This window comes from Rhodonellum sp. (assembly GCF_030656585.1).
GTDB classification, from domain to species: domain Bacteria; phylum Bacteroidota; class Bacteroidia; order Cytophagales; family Cyclobacteriaceae; genus Rhodonellum; species Rhodonellum psychrophilum.
On sequence record NZ_JAUSPP010000025.1, the window covers coordinates 1 to 16,166 of the forward strand.

The 16,166-nt window shown below is 39.0% G+C and carries 13 protein-coding genes; 9 read left to right on the plus strand and 4 right to left on the minus strand.

The window, feature by feature from the left end; all coding sequences use genetic code 11:
• The 4 genes from Q7J63_RS05375 to Q7J63_RS05390 form a co-directional block, all read left to right on the plus strand.
• Nucleotides 1–180, plus strand: a 180-nt coding sequence (locus Q7J63_RS05375) for a hypothetical protein (protein ID WP_304884551.1), incomplete at its 5' end; no start/stop codon positions are given.
• A gap of 125 nt (nt 181–305) precedes the next feature.
• Nucleotides 306–1,481 (plus strand): hypothetical protein, encoded by a 1,176-nt coding sequence (locus Q7J63_RS05380; protein ID WP_304884553.1) that lies wholly within the window; start codon nt 306–308, stop codon nt 1,479–1,481.
• Nucleotides 1,478–3,748 (plus strand): hypothetical protein, encoded by a 2,271-nt coding sequence (locus tag Q7J63_RS05385; RefSeq protein WP_304884555.1) that lies wholly within the window; start codon nt 1,478–1,480, stop codon nt 3,746–3,748. Before Q7J63_RS05380 ends, Q7J63_RS05385 begins: the two co-directional genes overlap by 4 nt.
• 306 nt (nt 3,749–4,054) lie before the next feature.
• Nucleotides 4,055–4,471 (plus strand): hypothetical protein, encoded by a 417-nt coding sequence (locus Q7J63_RS05390; protein ID WP_304884557.1) that lies wholly within the window; start codon nt 4,055–4,057, stop codon nt 4,469–4,471.
• 883 nt (nt 4,472–5,354) lie between these two features.
• Here the strand turns inward: Q7J63_RS05390 and Q7J63_RS05395 are convergent.
• Nucleotides 5,355–5,525: a hypothetical protein gene (locus Q7J63_RS05395; protein ID WP_304884559.1), complete on the minus strand. Its 171-nt coding sequence runs from the start codon at nt 5,523–5,525 to the stop codon at nt 5,355–5,357.
• 386 nt (nt 5,526–5,911) lie between these two features.
• Nucleotides 5,912–6,718 carry a metallophosphoesterase gene (locus Q7J63_RS05400; protein ID WP_304884561.1) on the minus strand — a complete coding sequence of 269 codons (807 nt, stop codon included), beginning with the start codon at nt 6,716–6,718 and terminating at the stop codon, nt 5,912–5,914.
• 609 nt (nt 6,719–7,327) lie between these two features.
• Between Q7J63_RS05400 and Q7J63_RS05405 the strand changes: the two genes are divergently transcribed.
• Nucleotides 7,328–8,143 (plus strand): hypothetical protein, encoded by an 816-nt coding sequence (locus Q7J63_RS05405; protein ID WP_304884563.1) that lies wholly within the window; start codon nt 7,328–7,330, stop codon nt 8,141–8,143.
• A gap of 171 nt (nt 8,144–8,314) precedes the next feature.
• Here Q7J63_RS05405 and Q7J63_RS05410 read toward each other — a convergent pair whose 3' ends face one another.
• Nucleotides 8,315–8,515, minus strand: coding sequence for a hypothetical protein (locus tag Q7J63_RS05410; RefSeq protein WP_304884565.1), 201 nt, complete (start codon nt 8,513–8,515; stop codon nt 8,315–8,317).
• Nucleotides 8,516–9,661: 1,146 nt separating this feature from the next.
• Here Q7J63_RS05410 and Q7J63_RS05415 point away from each other — a divergent pair.
• Nucleotides 9,662–11,227: a PKD domain-containing protein gene (locus tag Q7J63_RS05415; RefSeq protein WP_304884567.1), complete on the plus strand. Its 1,566-nt coding sequence runs from the start codon at nt 9,662–9,664 to the stop codon at nt 11,225–11,227.
• Between the two features lie 208 nt (nt 11,228–11,435).
• Here the strand turns inward: Q7J63_RS05415 and Q7J63_RS05420 are convergent, their stop codons facing one another.
• Complete coding sequence (locus tag Q7J63_RS05420) at nt 11,436–11,936, minus strand: nicotinate-nucleotide adenylyltransferase (RefSeq protein ID WP_304884569.1); 501 nt, start codon at nt 11,934–11,936, stop codon at nt 11,436–11,438.
• 592 nt (nt 11,937–12,528) lie between these two features.
• On the opposite strand from Q7J63_RS05420, the gene Q7J63_RS05425 reads away from it, so the two are divergent.
• The 3 genes from Q7J63_RS05425 (at nt 12,529) to Q7J63_RS05435 (ending at nt 15,985) form a co-directional block, all read left to right on the plus strand.
• Nucleotides 12,529–13,626, plus strand: coding sequence for a glycoside hydrolase family 43 protein (locus tag Q7J63_RS05425; protein ID WP_370691869.1), 1,098 nt, complete (start codon nt 12,529–12,531; stop codon nt 13,624–13,626).
• Nucleotides 13,627–13,896: 270 nt separating this feature from the next.
• Nucleotides 13,897–15,057, plus strand: coding sequence for a lactonase family protein (locus tag Q7J63_RS05430; protein ID WP_304884571.1), 1,161 nt, complete (start codon nt 13,897–13,899; stop codon nt 15,055–15,057).
• A gap of 349 nt (nt 15,058–15,406) precedes the next feature.
• Nucleotides 15,407–15,985 carry a hypothetical protein gene (locus Q7J63_RS05435; protein ID WP_304884573.1) on the plus strand — a complete coding sequence of 193 codons (579 nt, stop codon included), beginning with the start codon at nt 15,407–15,409 and terminating at the stop codon, nt 15,983–15,985.
• Nucleotides 15,986–16,166 lie beyond the last annotated feature (181 nt).

The window sequence follows — 16,166 nt, forward strand, 5'->3', positions numbered from 1 at the left end:
CGTCATCTTCGTCCAAAACCAAGGCAAATAAATGCCCATAATCCCGGAGGCTCCGTCCAACTATGTTTTAACCGCAATTTTGGATTATCGAATAAAATAGTTATTTTTTTGCCTGAATTGCGTTTAAAACACTTTACGTTAGCGGTCATTGTAAAAAGACGAACCCTAACAGAAATATAGAGATAGAAACATGAAAAGCCAACACACAAAACAGCACATTTGTAAGCCCCACCGCTCAAGCCTGAACTTTGGCTTGCAAAAGAGCTGTTTTCATGCCAATGCTCGGACTTCTCAAAAAACAAAAAATGATTAAAGTAACAAGTAACATATCGATACCAAAAATTCAGAATTTGTATTCTGAACTTGATACTTCAAACGAAGCTGTGATTGATGTGCATTTGCCAAAGAAGATTGACAAACTAGATTTCGGTTTGCTCTTTTCTTACTTGCAGTTTTTATCTACTTGGGTAAGAAATAATCGTTCAGGCAAACTACATCTACCAGTTTCCAACACAGAAGAAGCAATTGAATATTTGTATAACAATGAGTTTGTTTATCCATCCATTGTATTGGCTTGGGAGAAAGAAATTGTAAATGCGAATGGAGAAAGCATAAAAGGTGAGTTAAAAAATCCGAGCAAGGAATACTTCAACCGCATGGACTTTTTCGACTTAAAAGGAACTTCTGTTCCTATTTATTGCTTTGACCATGACAAATCAAACAGGGGACTTTCACGACACCTTTACAAAAATTTCAGAGAACTGGTTAATGAAACCACACTTGGCTTTAATCTTTTCAATGCCTTTAAAAAAGTTGGCGATTTCAACAAAGGAGTTTTTAGAACTGGTGTAAAAGGTCATTATGATGACTTTATAGCAATAATACACGAACTTTTTACGAATACACACGAACACGCAAAAACGAATGAACTAGGATACAATCTTTATCCAAATATTCGTGCGTTGCAATTGAAATTCCACAAGAAACCGATTAACAAATTCGTTGAACAGTTTCACGATTATGCAGGTCTTGTTCAATATTTCAATTCAGGATTTAGTGTTAATCAACAAGGTGACTTATATCTATTAGAAATTTCGATTTTGGATAGTGGGCCTGGATTTGTTAAGCGCTTCAAAAATATAAGCGACTACAATTTGAACATATCCGAAGAGGTAGAAATTATTAAACAGTGTTTATACAGACACAACACTTCTGCTGACGGATTCAGAGGTGAAATTAAAGGAATTGGACTTGATAGGGTTTTGCAAACACTAGACGGAAATGGCTTTGTAAGGATAAAAACTGGACGGGCAGATGTTTTTCGGGACATGAAAAACAATCGTTACCATCACCATGAAAATGCTAGTGAAATACAGTTGAATGATTTCCAAAATAACAGCACCAACAATTTTACTGTGTATCCAGCAGCCGAAGGCACTTTACTTTCTATTTTTTATCCCTTAGAATTTAATCAACCATGAGAAACTACTTTATATACCAATATGAAGACGTAGTTTCTTCAACAGGAAAACTGAGAGTTACGGTGTTGTTTGTTCACCAAACCAAAATCAGCTCTCAGAATGAATTGGCTCAAGAACTAAATAACTTTTTTCAGGAACACAGTATTACAGACAAATTGGTGGTTCTTGTTCCGAAATATCTCGATACCTCCTCCTTAGAATATTTCAAAGCAGGCAGAGATATAACATTCCAAAGAGTTCCGGGTAAATCGGCAGACTATTTTGATAAATGCCTAATGATTTATGAGTATGATTCTGACGGCAGTTTTACTTTGATTGAAGGCAAAAAACCAAAACATGAATCTAAGTTCATTTCACAGCTACTAAGAAGCGGCTCAACTGTAATTTTCCAAAACAATGGTGGTTTGGTTGAATCAACTCCCGACCATCATTTTGTTTTCCCAAGCAATAAACATTGTGCAAAGTTTATTCGAACGGGAAATGTTTTGATAAATCAGTCAGAAATATTTTTTCTTGCTGTGCAACTCCTGAAACATACAAAAGACAAAAACATTATTTACTGTGATACTTCATCAATCAATGTGCTGCCATATTCGGTTTTTGAATTGAGAAGAAGATTTAAACAGGAGTTTGATTGCCCTATTGTTCACAGTTTTGAATCATACGATGTTTTTGAAAAAAGCACTGATAGTTTTTCTCCTGAATCGCTAGTATTAATTTCATCCTCTACATCGGGCAATATCATTGACAGGCTATTAAAGGAAAAAAGAGCCGATAAGGAACAGATTCAAGTTGTTTACTTTTTAGGTCCAAATGATAAATTCTTAAACCATAGTGCTAATATCATTTGCAACCTAACAAAAGATTCTGATTTTCAATTAGGAGAGGAAGAATTTGAAACTTACAATAACCCTGAAGATTGTAAACTTTGCAAGAACCATTCACGACCAATAAATATTCGTGGTGACGTATTTCTTACAGTTCAACCGAAAGTTGAAAGACATCTTCTGACAATAAAACCCGAGCATTTCGCAAAGAGTATCTCAACATTTGCTGAACACTACAAAAGCGGATTACCAAATGAAGGAGTAATTAAGGTCTATTACAAAGATAATTTTCCTGATGCGAACTACGAAGTATATTTTGATATTGTTTATCTGCTAAAGAACTTAACCACGTTTAAAAGGTTTGACGAAGCACTAGATAGACATATTGATAAATATATACCTGCAAACACCAAATATCTTTTGCGTCTTCCTGACATTGGTTCAGAAGAACTTGCGAAGCATATTCTTTCTAAAATTCCATCAAGCATAAAGCCCGAGTTAATTAAACTGGATTCAGATTTTACAAGTAAAATCACAGAAGAATCGGGAACTGTTGTTATTGTTGCCTCTTGTATTACCACAGGCAAAAAACTATTACAGATAAGTCGCTTAATGCGAAATATGGAGAAGTTGAATTTGGTTTATTTCGTTGGCATTTATCGACCTGTAAACGACAAGTTCTCAACTGACCTAATTAGTGATTTAAAGAAAGGAAAAGACAAAAGCGATGAAAGACCATTTGTCGCAGTTGAAACAATTTACTGTTCAATACAGCAAACCGAAACTTCTTGGGAACTGGAAAAAATCTTTTTTGAAGACTTTATAGGTTCACTTGATGAAGACAAAGAGCCAGAAGTTTACAGCTATGTAAATGAACGACTTGAAATTCTTCGTGATAACAAAAAACTTCGTGGCTTTAGTAATGATGTTTTTCTGAAAACTGTTGGCAAGCAGGATTTGCGCTTAAGGAAGAATTTTGCGTTCTGGACTTCATTTGAATATAAAGAAAATGAAATAGCTCAATCAGAAGTTTACTTTACTATTTCGACAATCATTTCAAACCTTGAACAAAAGCAAATCAATTCACATCCTTCACTTAAACAGACAAACTATGTGAGAAATATGTTAAGTCCAAGAAATTTTCATCGATTTAATGACGGCATTATTCAAGCATCATTACTTAGAAGTGGTAAGACCGAATATTTCGCCTATGACCTTGACAGCGAACTGAGTTTACAAATGAAAGAATTCCTGTTAAGTATTATTGACAAATACAATTCAGCAGACGGAGAAGCTTTAATGGAATTTTTGCTTGCAATTGGCATCAGACGACTTAAAATGAGAAAGGAAGACCTTAAAGAAGTTTTAAACAAAGCAATTGGTTGTTCAGACAAAATAGTTACGAGATTTTCAGAATACATTTATCAAACAACATTATAGCCCATGCAGCAGTCACACAATTACCGCATTCGCACAAGCCAACGCACAGACCAAAAATGCGGTAAGAGTGTGCCTGCCCCAACGCAAAACCTAAATGACAACCAATTAGACGAAATAAAACACCGAAGCGATAACAGGCATTTGGCTCAATGGCGGGTGACGTGGTTAATTGAACATTCTACCTCGCATCAGCTTTTGTGGTGTATTGACAGTTTTGAGCTCCGTAATCCGCCACTGCGCCAAGTGCCAAACCGTTGGCGGTTAGATTAAAAAGATGAGAAAACAACTTAATACTAAAACAATCAAATGAATACTTTTTGGGTCATACTGATAATTCTTATAAGTTTAATTATTTTAGGTATTCTATTCTTCCTATTTATGGTTTGGGGAATTTCTCAAGGTTTAAGAAATAAATACGGACCTGAATGGATTTCTGGTGAATTAAATATCAGATTCAATCATTTTAATATTAATTCTGAAAACAAAAAAACAATAAGGTACTTATTATCAGAAAATGAGACCTATGAAATAACAACTCAAATAGAAGATTCGATGAATAGTCACATAGAGAATAATTACTTAACAAATTCAGATAAATTTAGCGTTCTAAAATATATTTGGATAAAAAGCAACAACGAAACATATGAGTATCGACAAATAGAAAATGACAAATTAAAAGCAATGTTGTTATTGAATTCCAGAGAGCTGATATATTTTAAGTAAAACTACTCTTATAAATGAACTATAAAATATTTAAAATAATAGCGAAACTTCTTTCATTTATAGCGGACAAGACAAAGCTAACATATAATGAAATCAATATTATAGTATATTATTTGTTAATTCCTTTTTCATGGCTGTGTCTATTAGACATTATATTTAATTTCCATCACTTGAAAATCGCTTTTGTGATTTTCACAATAGGATTCTTTGTGGGTTGCAGGGATTTTAAAACGTATTCGGACTGGTTGTTTGCCAAATCAGTTTCATTTTTGAATTATTTCAATAGATATGGGAGTAATTATTTTGCCTCTTCCGTGTGGATTTGTGTATCGCTGCCCATCCTAGTTTATGGCATTCTCCTCTTCTTGATTTTGAAATAAATCGGCGAAAACCCGTAAAATGCATGATCAGATCAATTCCGTCCTGCAATTGCCTTATAATCATTCTTGGTTGGCCATGGACTTCATCCTTTCAGCACTTTTCTATTTCACCAAACAGGCTGATTTTTTTACAGTTTAAACCCTATTGGGAATTTACAACTAATGCATATTTCGGGTTCTATGTAGGTGGCTACTTGGGAGAATAAGAAAGCCAGGACATGCCGTTTCCTTCTCACGCGCGACCAATTGATCCTAGAAATCAGAATAGGACTTTGGACTATCGCCTCTCCTCCCCTTTTTCTTGTTCATCCCCTGGTGATTCAAAGCCAAGCATTGGACCTTTGCTCCAAACCGTCAACACTCAAATGCTTTACGCATGCAGGCACATGGTGGTATGCGGGAAATCAGGAACGCTCACCGTCCAGGTACTCCCCATGCACAGCACAAAAAAAAATCTCCCTTGATCGCGACCAAGGGAGATTTTTTGTTTCATTATTTCCTAGTTATATCCCTTTAAAAGAGGTTCCCAATGCAAGGAGGACGAAACCTGCCAACAACAGATTAAAACTATTGGCCGTGATAAAATCGATGGACGTGAAATGACCGATGATTCCGGCAATGCCCAAAATAAGACCAATAATCCAAACAAATTTCGATGGTGCTGATGCTTTCATGTTTCCCTTTTTTTTATAGAAATCAAATGTATTCTATTTTAACCCTAAATATGCATTGGGCTTCCAAATAGCGTTGCAACTGAATGCAAATCAGTGAATAATGATATTGAATTGAGTTCGTAAGGCATATAACGGGTTAAACCCGAATTCTAAGACAGCGGAAAAGTAACGTAAAGCTGCTAAATGAATTAAGTTAGACAGAAACATGCATTGGGCTTCCAAATAGCGTTGCAACTGATTGAAAACCAGACTATTTAGGGATAATCCTTCCCTTTGGCGGGGATTTCAGGATTTGAGTGGACCATTTAGTGATTTTGAAAACAGCCATGCCAACGCAATAAAAAAGCTTAGCCTATTGCACATTCAAATGTAGCAAGTCCCCTTCCTCACAAAACATGCGTACTCAGTACCGAACCATCCTTCATGGATTTGAGCTGGGTGGTCACTGTTCCGTCTTCCCCAAGCGTACAGATCCGGTACCCGGGATGGGGAGAGCCCCAACTTCCCCCAAAATGTCCGCTCCATAAATAGGTTTTTTTGTGATGGTACATGATGCCATCCACATCATGGTCATGGCCGTGAAATGTCGCACGTACATTTGGATAACTCCCAATCAAGTCCAAAACTTCTTCACAAGCAATCCCATGTTTGGTCCAATCCCGCTGGGAAATGTGGATGAAAATAAAGACATGGGACAATCCCTTGAATGCCGCCAGACGCTCCTTCAACCAAATTGTGTCCACGCAGAGATATTCCCCCTGTTGATTGGAACTGTTGGCCAGGACAAAACCGAATGCATCACCGTGGACAAAGGCATGGTTCGCGGGGATTCCCCAGATCGACTCCCAATCCTCCTCCGAAATCTGATCATGATTGCCTTTTACCGGGTAATACGGCACATTTAGGGAGTCATAAACCCTCTTGACCTGCGGCATAAAGGCGGGTTCATCGTGTATAAGATCCCCATTAAACACCACGAAATCCACCCCTTCTTCCAGATGGATTGCATCTATCAGCTTTTGATGGCTACTTTCGAAAGCAGTTTCCCGCTGGCCGTAATGCCCATCGGAAGCGACAATGAATTTCAGAATAGGCTCCATGTTGGTTTTGGTTTTGCCGATTAGGGGAAATGGGATTACCGCAGTGGCTGTGGCAATCAAGCTGATATTTTTGAGAAAAGGTCTTCGCTGCATGGTTTTCAAGAATGTTTGTCCATTGATTTAGAAGCCGTCGGAGACATTGAGACTCGATAAAGTCGATGGCTTTGCAAAGTCAAAAACCAAATCAGGATTTTTAGACTTTGCATACGCGTGAGCTTGCCAACCAATTGGTTAACTTTTGCCATTCTAAATTTAGCGGAAAAAATTTTAACCGAAATATGCACTAGGCTTCCCAATGGGCTTGTAATTAAAAAAAAAATCAGACCAATTATGGAATTGCACATATTACCGATTTGGTGAAAGTCATAAATTGGAGACAAAGACTGAATATTAAGTGACGCAATTTTGGGCTGGAATAGAAACAGTAATGCGTAACAGGGATATAATGTGATTGCCCTCCGTTGGGCAAGTGGTATTGATTTTAAACAAATGGGCTGGCCCCGCCTCGGACATCTGGAATTTCGGGACAAAGAGGGGGGAATTCAAATTTCTGAGTTTACGGGTTTCTCAACTGCCCCAGTGGTTTATTGGGAAGGTAGCGGGGACACATTATATTTTGGAAAAATGTACAAGTTGGGAGGAATAAAGAAAGGGGAATGTAAACCCATCGCTTAACGCAACCGAAATTTCGTATTTTCGCACATGAACCAAACCGCAGCCGTTTCAAGCAAAAAAACATTTGGGCTTTTAGTCCTCAACACAATTACATTCTTCGGGATGCTTTTTTTGAATTTTGCCGCAGGCACTGGCAAAATCGGGGGGAATTCCATTGGAGAAGTCAGTGATCAGTACAACACCTTGATCAGCCCTTCGGGGTATGCATTTTCCATTTGGGGCCTGATCTACTTGATGCTCTTTGGATTTGTTGCCTATCAGTGGTACGGTTATTTCAAGCACCGCAACCTCGAATCGCTCGAGAAAGGCAGTATCTGGTTTTCGGTTTCCAACATTGCCAATGGCTCCTGGATCGTGGCTTGGGCCAATATAGAATTGGGACTTTCGGTTATGATCATGGCCGTATTGCTATTTTCATTGATTCAACTCGTACTCAAACTGAAATTGGAAATTTGGGATGCTCCTCTGCGCATTATTTTCTTCGTATGGTGGCCGATTTGTATCTACATCGGTTGGGTGATCCTGGCTTCCGTACTGAATGTGGCCGTTTGGTTAAAAAGCTTGAACGCATTGGATGAGGTTATCTCCCCTGAATTTTGGGCGGTGCTGATGATCTCAATCGCCACGATGGTCTACTTGTTTTTGATCCAGAAGCGAAATATGCGCGAAGCAGCTTTGGTGGGTGTTTGGGGATTGTTGGCCATTTCCCATCAGCAATGGGACGCAAATCAAACTGTGGTGTGGGCGGCTTTGGTTGCGTCCGGGATTTTATTGCTTTCTTCGGGAATCCACGCGGCCAAAAATTACAAAACCTTACCCTTTTTGAACCTGAAAGGAAATTGAATGAGGGAAGCCCCAATTAGTCAAGAGTAATTTCAAAAAGTTTTAAAATAATGGATGGGGCGAACGGTAAGTTCACCCCAGTCCCCGTTCGATAAAGATACCCTGAATTGACAATCTAAAAAAAATTGCCTTCCAAAACTTAGGTTGCTTGATCCGGTGAATGCGTAGAAATTATTTTTTCCCTTGTGCAGTCAAGACAAGACCGATGACAAGCATCACACCGCTTATAATTACCGGCGTCCAATTGGCCGTACTCACGGCAATGTCCATTCCCAAGAAACTGAAACTTTCAGAATCCTGCATGGCCTGTATGCCAAACACAACTGTGCCTATCGCACCTAAAATCAATAAAATCATTCCTACTGTCTTCATAACGCTTAGTTTTTTTAGGTTTGAAATATAGGAAAAATTATCGGATGAAAAAGTCAACCTTTTCATTTAGGTAAATACTGACCAAGAAGATTTTATATTACCAGTATTTTCCCAAAAAAACCCAATAAACACCCTAAGGATTTACCTAAAATTAAGGAATCAAATTTGATCGATTCCAGAAATTTGGATCTTTGATACTGCCGGGACTATATGGGCATTGCTGTCTCGCTTGATCTGGAACAAAAAAGCCGCCAAAATATCATCTTGATTCGATGAAGAAACAAGATGATATCCCAACAAATCAAAGGACGATCGGAAAACAAACGCCATTGACAAAAAATCAAATAACCATCAAAAACTTAACGGGGGTCATTGATAAAATACTGGTTTAGGATATTTTATTGATTGAACCCGAAATATGCAAGAGGTTTCCAAATGAGATCGAAACGGCAAGAAAATCAGACTATTGGGAGAATAATTCCTTACTCCAATAGGGTGAAGTCAAAAACAGTCAACTCCTAACTGATTACTAGTAAATTACAATATTGAATTGAGTTCGCAATGCATAAAACGGGTTTAACTATTATGAAAGACCTAGTAAACACTCAAAAATTTCTTTTGGTTTGAAAATCCATCACCAATACTTCATCATCCATGCTTAATATTTTTACTTAAAATATAGATTTATTACAATTTTTTGGTATGCTTAAATTCGACTTTTAACCCTATAAAAATCAATTTGAAATTTGCTTTGCGGCAACATACTCTCCTTCTAAATAAATAACAAAACAAGAGGAAAGAATTAGAAAAAAGAATCCATTGGTTCCCTAAAGTTGACTTGATCGTAAAGTTAAATACCGATTTTATCTTCCATTTCCCATTTTTGAAAAAAATATTTGCTTTTTGAAAAACGGGAACATTTCTGATATTTCAGTTTGCATACATTTTTTTGCTCCGGATAAATCAAAAAAAGGAGCTTGAAATAGATGGAAATAGTTTAAAAAAATGACTTAAACAGTATTTTTATATTGCATTATTTATTGATGCTTTGTACTTATATTTATCTAGAAATAAATCCAAAACATAGGATTTTATTTCCTCAAAAAAAAAAAGGATTCGCCCTAATTTCACAAAACGTTCCTCAAAGTGAAACTCCAATGGAACATCATATTGCCCCTACTTTTTGTATTCGGTTTTTTACTGAATACAGGCGAAGCGTCTGGACAAAACTGCAGCCAAAATAACGTAAGTGTTCAAAATTTCTTGCTTTTGGATAGCAACGGCAATCCATTTACAAGCGGCAGCAATTATGAATTGGGAGAGGTCGTCAATGGTAAATTATTTGTTACTATAAATGTGAGTAGTTCCGGAAATGCGTATTCCACCAAGATATTTTTTGACTTGATTGTTGGAGGCGTCAATACCGGAAGAAAATCAATCTGTATTTCTGATAAAACACAATTGCCAACCGGTGTTTCCATCTATGTAATCGACCTCAGCTGGAAATGGGGAAATTTGGTGGAGGTTAAAAATTTATACATGAGCTGGTTTACAAGTGCCGGTAAGGCATGTTCAGAATTGGATGAAACCAGTAATTCGCAATGCTATTCTTCCATTCCAGGATTTACGGCAGAACTTCCTGTCCTTCCGGACTTTTCCTATACTGCCTCGGTATGTAACCCTGTGGTCCAATTCAAAGACTTGACCATGGGAGGAAAACCACCTTACACCTACCTTTGGGACTTTGCCGGCAGGGGGACTTCCACGTTAAAAGATCCATCCTTTACATTTCCGGGAACAGGAACCTATGCGGTGTCTTTGACATCCACGGATGTGAACGGCAATTCCAACACCATTATCCAAAACGTCACAATTCCGACACTCACCATCCTGGTGGACGCGACGCCTTCCAAACTGAATGCCAATACCGGATCGATCAAAGTCGATATCAGCGGAGGAAATTCACCCTACACCATCGATTGGCTCAGTGATCCCGAGGGGTTTTCTGGCTCGGCAAACACCGTCGACAACACTTACACCATCTACAATCTTGGCAATGGGACTTATTCCATTACCGTAACCGATGCCATTGGCTGCAAAGAAACCATCAGTGTATTTATAGATTGGGCCCAGATTTTAAGCAATCCCATGAGTGATTTCAAGGTAGAAATAGACAAATCCAAGAGAATGTCCATCCTCAATTGGTCTACCGAATCAGAGCGAACAGCCTGCACCTTTATAGTGGAAAGGGCAATCGCAGACGTTACTCACTTCCAGGAAATTGCGGAGATCAAAAGTACGGGTTTCAGTGAAATGCGAAGTGATTACAGCTTTACCGACGATCACTTGCCAAGCCATGAGGTCCGGGTCTATTACCGGATCAAACAAGTTGACGGAAACATGCAGGCATCCTTCACCCATGTTTCATCGATCATGGTGTCCGGACTGACTGACAAAATAGGTTGGAAGGCATTTCCAAATCCTTCAGTCCATAACAAACTTCAATTGGCCTATTCAGGAAGTTTGGAAGCAAAGGACGAAAAAATCCTAATCAAAATAATATCCCCACAACTTCAAAAAACCTTTGAGACGCAAGCCACTGGCAATTTCATTCAACTGGATGGACCCATCCAATTGTTCCCCGCAGGACTATTGCTTGTTGAAATCCAGTATGGAAACCGGATTGAAATCCTGAAAATCTTCAAACGTTAGGGTAAACTGATCAGCTTCCAACGACCAATCAGCCAAGGGACCAATAATTTTATCAAATTCAAATCTCTGGCAAATCTCGGATCAAAAAAAGAGAGGAAGAATAGGGAGTATGTCCCCTATCCTTCCTCTTTCAATTCTCGAAAAAATGATTGTTCCTTTCCTTGACGATCAAACTCTAATGTCATGGCGCAAACAAAGCCTGTCTTTATTAGAGGATATTTCCGCGTTCATCGGTCTTCACTCTCATCCGACGATTCCCCCTCTCCAATAAAATCTTGAATTCTTTTTTCATCACTCCTCTATTGTCATGATAATTGACGAGATACACATTTTCCGCAATGGTCCATCCCGAATAATTTTTCGTAATGGATTGCGCAACTTCAATCGGAAGTTTCATGTTTTTGTATTTTTCGACGGTCCTTAGAATATTTCCATCTTTATCATAGGCCGCAAGAATTTTACCATCCGGAATAAAGAAAGAGATGAAATATTTTTCATATTCATCCTCATAATACTCCGAGTTTTTTAAGTCAAATTCAGTCGCATAGCGTTGGAGTGCTTCCACCGCCGATCCCACACCAGGCAAATTTACGTCATCGAGGTATTTGTAGTTTCTAGCAAGTACCTCAACCTCAGGCAATGTGATCACCTGAGCAAAAGATTGGATCATAAATCCAAAAACGAACAAAACAAGAATGATTTTTTTCATGACTTTTAGGTGTTTTAGTTTTTAATGAGAAAAATTGGAAACATTAATTTTTAGTCCATTAGAATTCATTATAAATTTAATTGATTATTAAGTAATAAAAAACCATAAACACAGTTTAATTTTATTATTATTTTATTAAAAATCATTATTTATCATTTTATTTATACTATTTGTTTTATTTTAATATTAATTTAAATTTTAATTATTTTAAAACTAAATCCAATGATTTTCTTAAAACACCCGTAAGCATTCCGGAAAAGATTTTAAAATAAATAAAGTTAAAGTGGCTACTTGAAGATTTCTCTGCTCCAAACGGTCCTAATTGAAGATGGAAATTCAAAAAAAGCTTATCCTTCATCAATGCCTTAATGTTCGGCAAAGAGACCAAACGATGCGGCCTTATAATCCCAATCAATTTCGATTTCGCTCAAAACCCTTCCAAAAAATCCAGCAAATTATTGTTTTCGGGTAATTTCTTTAATTGGAGTTTAAAGTATATTTCTAATGCTTTTTTATTTTGAAACCGATTTCAATTTTTATAATTTAGGTTTTTCAAAATAAAATAAATTGAAATCTATAACGCACTCCTATTATGAACCTGAAATTTCTCGGAAACACGGCCCTTCTGGTAATGGCCTCTACCTACATGATTTCCTGCAATTCTCCCCAAAAAACAGCAGTGGAAACAACCACAGAAGAAGTTAGCCCCTATCTCAATTCCCCGCTGATCAGTCACATGTACACTGCCGATCCATCTGCACATGTATTTGAAGGGAAAATTTACATCTATCCTTCGCATGATGTGGAATCGGATGTCAAGGAGGATGATTCCGGGGCGCATTTCAATATGCGGGATTTCCATGTGTTTTCGATGGATTCACCAGGTGCAACGCCACTCGACCATGGTCGTGCCTTGGATGTGGACGATGTCCCCTGGGCAAAAAGACAAATGTGGGCTCCCGATGCAGCAGAAAAAGAGGGGAAATATTATTTCTATTTCCCCGCCAAAGACAAGGATGACATCTTCAGACTTGGTGTGGCCGTAGGGGATCGCCCAGAAGGTCCTTTCAAGGCACAGCCTGAACCCATGAAAGGGAGTTTCAGCATCGATCCGGCAGTATTTCAGGATGGAAATGCGTATTACATCTATTGGGGTGGAATTTGGGGCGGCCAATTGCAGAAATGGAGAACTGGCAAATACCTCTCCACCGGAAATCTACCTTATGATGATGAGCCTGCCGACGATGAGCCTGCCATCAGTCCGGTTGTGGCAAAGTTGAGCGCCGACATGTTGGAATTCGGAGAAAAACCCAGGGAAATAAAAATACTGGACCAGGATGGTTCGCCTATTCTTGCCGGTGACCATGAAAGAAGGTTTTTCGAAGCCGCATGGGTCCACAAATACAATGACAAATACTATTTCTCCTATTCCACCGGAGATACACACAACATTGCCTATGCCACAGGTGACAGTCCTTACGGACCCTTTACCTATCAAGGTGTCATCCTCAAACCTGTCCAGGGCTGGACCAACCACCATTCCATTGTCCAATTTGAAGGCAAATGGTACATCTTCTATCACGACACCGAACTTACGGACAAAACACATCTTAGAAACATCAAGATGACCGAATTGACACACAATCCTGATGGTACCATCCAAACTATTTCTCCTTTGACAGGAAAATAAACAGTCAAATCCAGGACCCTGAAATCCCATCCCTCAATTGGATGGGATTTTTTTTGCCCCAAATTCAAACCTGTTTAACCCGTAATTTTCGGGTTTTAACCCGTGTTATGCATTACCAATTCAATTTCAGGGTATAATTTCTATAGCATCGGTCATTTGTCTATTACTCCTGGCTTCGCCTTAAGGTATTTTACTTCATCAAACGCCTCCATTGGGAATATTTTCCACCCAAGAAACCTTTGTCCCAAAATATTTCCTCAAATTCAAAGCATGAAATTGAACCGTATTGCAGCTGTCCTTTTTCTTTTGTATCCTTTTATGGGCAAAGGTCTTTTTGCCCAAGGGACTCAGGAAATCCTATACATCGGGACTTTTTCAGAAAGAGGAAGTGAAGGAATTTATGTGATTTCATTTGATCGAAGATCAAATGAACTTGAAAAAATCCAATCTTTAACCCAAAAAGACAGTCCCTCCTATTTGGAATTTCATCCCAATGGAAGCTTTCTCTATGCCGCCAACCGCCAAGGAATAAAACGCTCCTCAGATGAAGGGTCAGTCAGTGGCTACAAAATCGATCAGAAATCCGGAAAATTGAAACCGATCCACACGAAGGCTTCCGGCGGAATAAGCCCCTGTCACCTCAGCGTGGATCCTTTTGGTGAATTCCTCTATATTTCACATTATGCCAGTAGCCATGTTTCTATGTTTCCAATCAAAAAAAACGGAAGATTAAGGAAGCAATCGTTTTCCATGCAGCTGCAGGGTTCCAGTATCCATCCACAGCGACAAAGCAGCGCGCATACCCACTCGGTTATCCCAGATCCAAGCGGCCGTTTTGTGTACATCTCCGATTTAGGAACAGATAAAATCCTACAGTTTGAAATGGACAGAAAAAACAAAGGCTTAAAACTATCCACAGCAGTTTCGACCGCAGTATTGCCAGGCTCCGGTCCGAGGCATTTCCAGCTGCATCCTCATGCCCCCTTGGCATTTTCAGTAGAAGAACTGAATTCCACTTTGGCTGTCTATGAAATCGATTCAAGGTCAGGACGCCTCAATTTTCTGGACAGGGAAGCCATGCTCGTTTCGGAAGAAGCATCCGCTTTGGAAAATACAGCCGCAGACCTCGCCATTTCCCCAGATGGGAGATTTGTGTATGCAAGCAACCGTGGTTTGGACAATATCGTCATCTATGCCGTGGATGCCAGCAAAAAACAAATCCAATATGTCGGCCAAATCAAAAGCGCAGGCGAGCACCCACGGGGAATTGCGATGGACAGTTTAGGAGAATTTCTGTTTGTCACCAACAGGGATTCGGACAATTTGGTGATTTTCAAAAGGGATTTGGATACGGGATTGTTAAGTCCAACAACCATGGAAGTGCAGGTTCCCGCAGCAGTAGTGATCAAGCAAATGGTCCTTTATCCATGATTGTTTGGATAATTTGCCTCCCTCTGAATTTATCAATTATAGCATCTTAAACCCGGGAACTGCATTGCCCATTCAATTTCAGCCTGAAAATGCTTGAAAATCCTTCATTTGCTTCGGTATTTTGACTTCACCCTACAGGTACTTCGCCTTATTCACCGAATAGTCTGATTTTCATACAGTTTCAATCCCAGTTTGAAAAGGAATGCATGACTCAGGTGAATTACCGAAAATCCATGTTGGATGGGATTTGTCATGAATCGGATCGCAATCTTCAAAAAATATCACATCCATGCCCCCAGCTATTTCTTTTTTGCTGAAATTGCAATTCGGATCAATTGCAGACCCAAATATGTCCAAAGAACCCCACATCAGTTTCCACCACAACATTCCATTGGAAATCAGGGAAGTCACCCTGAAGGCACTTTCCCACTACCCGAAATTAAAGGAGGTTGGAATTGAATTTTTGTTCAATGAAAATATCCGGAAGTCCGTTATGCAGGCGCAACCAAAATTCACCAGCATGCTCGGGGCCAAGGAAAACAGGACCTATGTAATCAAGGTGAGCAGGAATTTTTCCTTGAAGGGCAAAAGTACCCCGATCCAAGATCTGCCTGAAGCGGTCCTGATCGGATGGATTGGGCACGAATTGGGCCATATCATGGATTATTTGAACAAAAGCAATTTGGCCATGGTCTATTTTGGCATTGGCTATTTGTCTTCCAAACGTTTTGTGATTTCAGCAGAAAGGGATGCGGACACTTATGCTGTCAACCATGGAATGGGCGACTATATTTTGGCCACAAAGGATTTTATCCTGCATCAGGCAGGAATGTCGGATAAATATATCCAAAAAATCAAACGGCTTTATCTTTCTCCGGAAGTCATCATGGAATTGATGGAAAACAAAATATCGGAGGAGGATATCTAAATCAACCAAATCCTCCCCCGGATACCTGTTTTGAACCCATGCGATCCATTCCAAGCGCTACGTGCGACTGAAATTGCCTAATCATCGGTTACTTATTGACTCTTATTGACTTTCGCAGTTGGGTGTCAGGAAGTATTCTCCCAATCGACAGACTTTCTTGGACCCGTTTTATGCATTGCGA